This window comes from Longimicrobium sp. (assembly GCF_036554565.1).
Lineage (GTDB): Bacteria > Gemmatimonadota > Gemmatimonadetes > Longimicrobiales > Longimicrobiaceae > Longimicrobium.
On sequence record NZ_DATBNB010000333.1, the window covers coordinates 1 to 4,640 of the forward strand.

The 4,640-nt window shown below is 71.8% G+C and carries 4 protein-coding genes; all 4 read right to left on the minus strand.

What is annotated here, in order from left to right; translation table 11 throughout:
• Window positions 1–996, minus strand: a 996-nt coding sequence (locus tag VIB55_RS09455) for a sigma 54-interacting transcriptional regulator (RefSeq protein WP_331876402.1), incomplete at its 3' end; no start/stop codon positions are given.
• A 46-nt stretch (window positions 997–1,042) separates the two neighbouring features.
• Window positions 1,043–2,212: a 6-bladed beta-propeller gene (locus tag VIB55_RS09460; protein WP_331876403.1), complete on the minus strand. Its 1,170-nt coding sequence runs from the start codon at window positions 2,210–2,212 to the stop codon at window positions 1,043–1,045.
• Window positions 2,213–2,452: 240 nt separating this feature from the next.
• A complete protein-coding gene (locus VIB55_RS09465) occupies window positions 2,453–3,976 on the minus strand; it encodes an NAD(P)/FAD-dependent oxidoreductase (protein ID WP_331876404.1) in 1,524 nt (507 codons plus the stop codon).
• The gene (locus tag VIB55_RS09470) at window positions 3,945–4,610 is read right to left on the minus strand and encodes a DsbA family protein (RefSeq protein WP_331876405.1); all 666 of its coding nucleotides are present in this window, start codon (window positions 4,608–4,610) and stop codon (window positions 3,945–3,947) included. Before VIB55_RS09470 ends, VIB55_RS09465 begins: the two co-directional genes overlap by 32 nt.
• Between the last annotated feature and the right edge of the window lie 30 nt (window positions 4,611–4,640).

The window sequence follows — 4,640 nt, forward strand, 5'->3', positions numbered from 1 at the left end:
CTCGGCGCCGAGCTGGCGGGAATAGATGCGCAGCTTCATCCACAGGGCGGTGCGCGACATGCCCAGGCGCCGGGCCGCCCAGGTGCGGTTTCCCCCTTCCAGCCGCAGTGCTTCGCGGATCAGCTCCACCTCGTCGGCCTCGCTGGTCGGTGCATGGTACCTCGGCGCCGGGCCCGCCTCGTCGGCGGCGGAGGTGCTCCTGGCCGACGGGCAGGTGCAGAGCGGATCGGGAAGGTGGCGTGGCTCCAGCGGGCCTTCGCCCGCGGCGATCATGGCGTACCGGAGTACGTTCTCCAGCTCGCGGACGTTCCCCGGCCAGTTGTGCGCGCGCAGGCGCGCCTGGGTGAGCTGGCTCACGCATACCGGGGGAGCGTCCGGGGCCGCGTTGCGGGCGAGCAGCTCGTCGACGATGTCTTCGAACGTCTTCTTCCGGTCGCGCAGCGGAGGCACGCTGTGCTGGAATGCCGAACATCGAAAGTACAGGTCCTGGCGATAGGTGCCGGCGCGCACCATGGCCGGGAGGTCGCGGTTGGTGGCGACGACCACCCGCACGTCCACGACCGTTTCCCGGGTGCAGCCCAGGCGGCGGAATACGGCTTCTTCCAGGACGGCCAGCAGCTTGGGCTGGAGCGAAAGCGGCAGTTCGCCGATCTCGTCCAGGAACAGGGTGCCGCCGTGCGCCGCCTCCAGGAACCCCGCGGACGCCTCCTGCGCCCCGGTGAACGCCCCCCGAACGTGCCCGAACAGTTCGCGCTCGAACAGCGACTCGGGGATGGCCGCACAGTTGACGCGGACGAACGGCCCCGCGGCGCGGGGCCCCGACTCGTGGATGATCCGGGCCAGGTGGGTCTTGCCCGATCCCGTTTCGCCGACGATCAGCACCGGATACCCATGCCCGGCCGCCAGGGCGGCGAAGCGAAGGGATTCCGCGGCCAGCAGCCGTGGCGAACTTGCCGCCGCGCGCGCGCAGGCGGGCGTACGATGCGACTTGATCATGAAGGGCTCCTCCCGGGTGGGAATGTCTCGTGAGGGTACCGGGAGGTCAGCGGGCGTCGTCCACGCGATAGGCCACCAGCCTGGGAACGTCCAGTTCGTCCGTGTAAAGGGCGATGAGCCGCGAGCCCGCGACACGCATCACCGTGCTTCCCGCGGGAAGCTGGGCCGAGCCGACGAACCGCCCGTCGGCCTGGTACACGAGCCATTCCGATGGCTGGCCCTCGGCCGAAGGCAGCCCGATCCAGGCGCGGCCGCGATCGTCCATCACGAACGTGCGCATGGCCGGCCAGGTGCGCGGCGCGGCCTCTTCCACCGCGCTGCGGAAGCGGGCGCCGCGCGGGCCAAGAGCAGTGACGGCGCGGGCCACGTCTTCATCCGTCACCTGCGGCGCATCGTTTCGCAGCGTAAAGCCGCCCGCGCTCTTGCCGTCCAGCGTCGTCACACGAACGGCAAGCGTGTCGGTGTACGCGTGATACACGCGCCCGTCGGAGCCCACCCGCACGATGGCCTGGCGCCCGAACGGATTGCCGGTCACGGACACGGCACCGGCCGCGCGCAGCACCAGCGCCTCGGGCGACGGGTACACCAGCAGGGAGTCACGCACGGTCTGGCGGCCAACGGTCAGCACGCGGACCACGTCGCTGCGCCCGGCGTCGGCGCCGGAGCTTTCTCGCGAATCGAACGGGCGGCGGTACACGGCCACCAGCCGGTCCGTCCCGGGAACCCGCTGCACGCCGTGGGCGATGCCGCCCTCCGCCGACATGTCGACGGTGTACGCGACCTCGTCGCCACCCGGGGCGAATACCGTCAGGCGGTCCTGCTGAACGTCGTACACCTGCAGGCTGTCGCCGGGGAGCACCTGCACCCCCGAGATGTTGGCGAACTCGCCAGGGCCCTGGCCCTTGCCCCCGATCCGCCGGACCATCCGGCCCTCGGGCGAGAGCACGATGACGGCCGGGTTGCCCCAGTCGCCGATGTACAACTGTCCCCGCGAGTCCACGTCCACGCCCTGCACGGCGGTGAGCGCCACGGACTCGTCGGTCCGGAAGAGCTCCGTCAGGGTCAGCCGGGCGTTCTCCCGCTGCTCGGCTCCCGGCAGGTTGCTCCCGTTCCCGGAGGGAGCGTCCGGGCCGCACGCGGCCAGGACAGCGCCGAGTGCGAGAGCGGTGCAGGGCAGCGCGGGTCGACAAGTTGTACGGGTGCGGTACTGCGGCATGGGGTACCTCTTTGGAAGACCACGAGGGGAAGAACGCGGGATGTCCTGACTGTTCCGGAGACACAGGACGGTCGCGCGGGTCACGGATGCTGCCGCAAGCGGCGGGCCGTGATCGTACCACATTCCGCCGCCATCTGCGCAAACACTTCGGTTCCAGAGGCTTACCTCGCGCCCCCGTTTCGTGCGCACCCGGCTCCATTCCCTTCCGACGGAACGGAATGTTTCCCCCGCCCTGCTGGTTCATTCTCCGACTGCCCTGATCTCATCCGCGGCCCTAAAGGCCGACTCCAGCGCGCCATTCATCCACCCGGGCGAGGTGGAGGTGTGGTCGCCCGCGAAGTGCACGCGGCCCTCGGGCACGGCCAGGTGCGGAAGGAATCGTCGCACCTGCCCGGGACGGAACCATGCATAGTCGCCGCGGGACCACGGGTCGCCGTCCCAGCCATACGATGCGCCGCGCTCCAGGTGCCGTTTCAAGCCGGGATAGATGCGCTCCATGTGCCCGGCCGCGAACGAGACGCGGTCTGCTGGTGCCATTCGTTCCACCTCCCGCGCCCGCGCGCCGGTGATGAACGCTTCCAGGATGGCGCGCCCGCCCGGCTGACCGCGGCTGGCTTCGGCCGCCAGCATGATGGGCAGGTCCGTCGGCGAGCTGGCCGGGGCGTCCTCGTCCCAGAACCGGCGCCCGACCTGCAGGTACACGCGCGTCACCGATGTCGAGGGCAGTCCGTGGATGGCGGCCTGCTTGCCCGCCGTCCACGGGGGAGATGTCCGGACGGTGCGCAACGCGGGGAAGGGGATCGCGCAAACCAGCCGACGTGCCCTTGCCGTCCGTGGTACGCCGCCCTCCATGTATTCCACCTCCACCCCCCGCCTTCCCCGGTGGATGGCGGTGACCGCGGCGCCGTAGCGGATCCGTCCCGCCAGCTTGGCCGCCATGGCGCGGGGCAGCCGGTCGGTTCCGCCCTGGACGGAGAATGCGTCGTGGCCGCGCCCGTTGATCGCGAGGTCGCGCAGCATTCCCAGGGCGGATACATGGTCGATCCCGTCGCCCCACTCGTCCAGGTAGCCCAGCCGCGCGATCGCGATCGCGTTCTCCGAGGCTCCTTCGCGGCGCAGCAGGTCGGCGAGGCTCACTGCATCGTACGCCAGCGCCGCTTCCCCCGGCCACGACGGATGCGCCGGGTCGCCCAGGCGCTGGATCAGCCGCCCGAGATACCGCTCCTGGAGCGCGCCGGGCGACATGCCCTGTTCGGCGGGTGGAAGCGGCAGCGGCCATGGGACCTGTCCCTTCGCATCCGCGCGCACGAGCCGGCCCGCCACGTGGAACCATTGGCGCGCCGCGCGGCGCCGGTCGAACGCGGGAACGAGCGCCACGCCGTGCTCGCGCGCGGCGGTGATGGTGTGGTGGTGGTGCGCGGGGACGAAGACCGCGCCTGCCTCGGCGTACAGCCCGTCGTCGAAGGGCTCCCGCAGCGTCAGCACGCGCCCGCCGGGCCGCCCGCGCGCCTCCAGGACCAGCACGTCGTGCCCGCTCCGCTCCAGCTCCCGCGCCGCGGCCAACCCCGCGAGCCCCGCGCCTATCACCAGGATTTCTACCGAAGCGGGCGCCTTCGCGGGGGCCGCCCCGTCCCTGCACCGCGCCGCCCAGGCTCCCGCGGCCAGGGTCGCGGCATGGTGGAGGAAGGCGCGGCGGCTGAGCTGGCCCTCACCGTCCGCCGACCGCGCCTCGTCAGCGCCCGCCGGCGAGCACCCAGCGCTCAAGGTCTTCCTCCGTGGGCAGGCCGGGGCGCAGCTCCCCGTTCACGATGAGGGACGGGGTAACCTGCAGCCCCAGCTCGGCCGCCACCCGCGCGTCGCGCTCCACCGCCCCCGCGTGCCTGCGTGAGTCCACGCACTGGCGGAACGCAGGGAGGTCGCGCAGCCCCGCGTCGGCCGCGAACGCCTCCCACGCGCGGGTACCGATGGAGTCCTGCCGCGCGAAGAGTGCGTCGTGGTACGCGTGGAACCGGCCCTGCTCGGCCGCGCATTCCGACGCCATCGCGGCGGTGCGGGCGTGCGGGTGGATGGCGTCCAGCGGAAAGTGCCGGAACACCACCGCGACCCGGTCCGGGTGCCGGCGCCTGACCTTTTCGATGACCTCCTGCGCGCGGGCGCAGAACGGGCACTGGAAGTCGGAGAACTCCACGATCTTCACTGGTGCGTCCGGGCGGCCCATCACCTGGCCTGTCTGCGCCAGGGCGGCCGTGTTCTGCAGCTTCCGGGGCCGCAGGTCGGGGCCGGGCGCCGCGGCGGCGGACGGGAGGAACTCGCGTTTGACCACCGCCGCCGTGATGAGCACGGCGCAGGTGACCAGCACCCCGGTCATCAGGGTGGAAGTGAGCTGATTTTTTCTCATTGCCCCGCCTTTGCCACGGTGGCGCCGGGA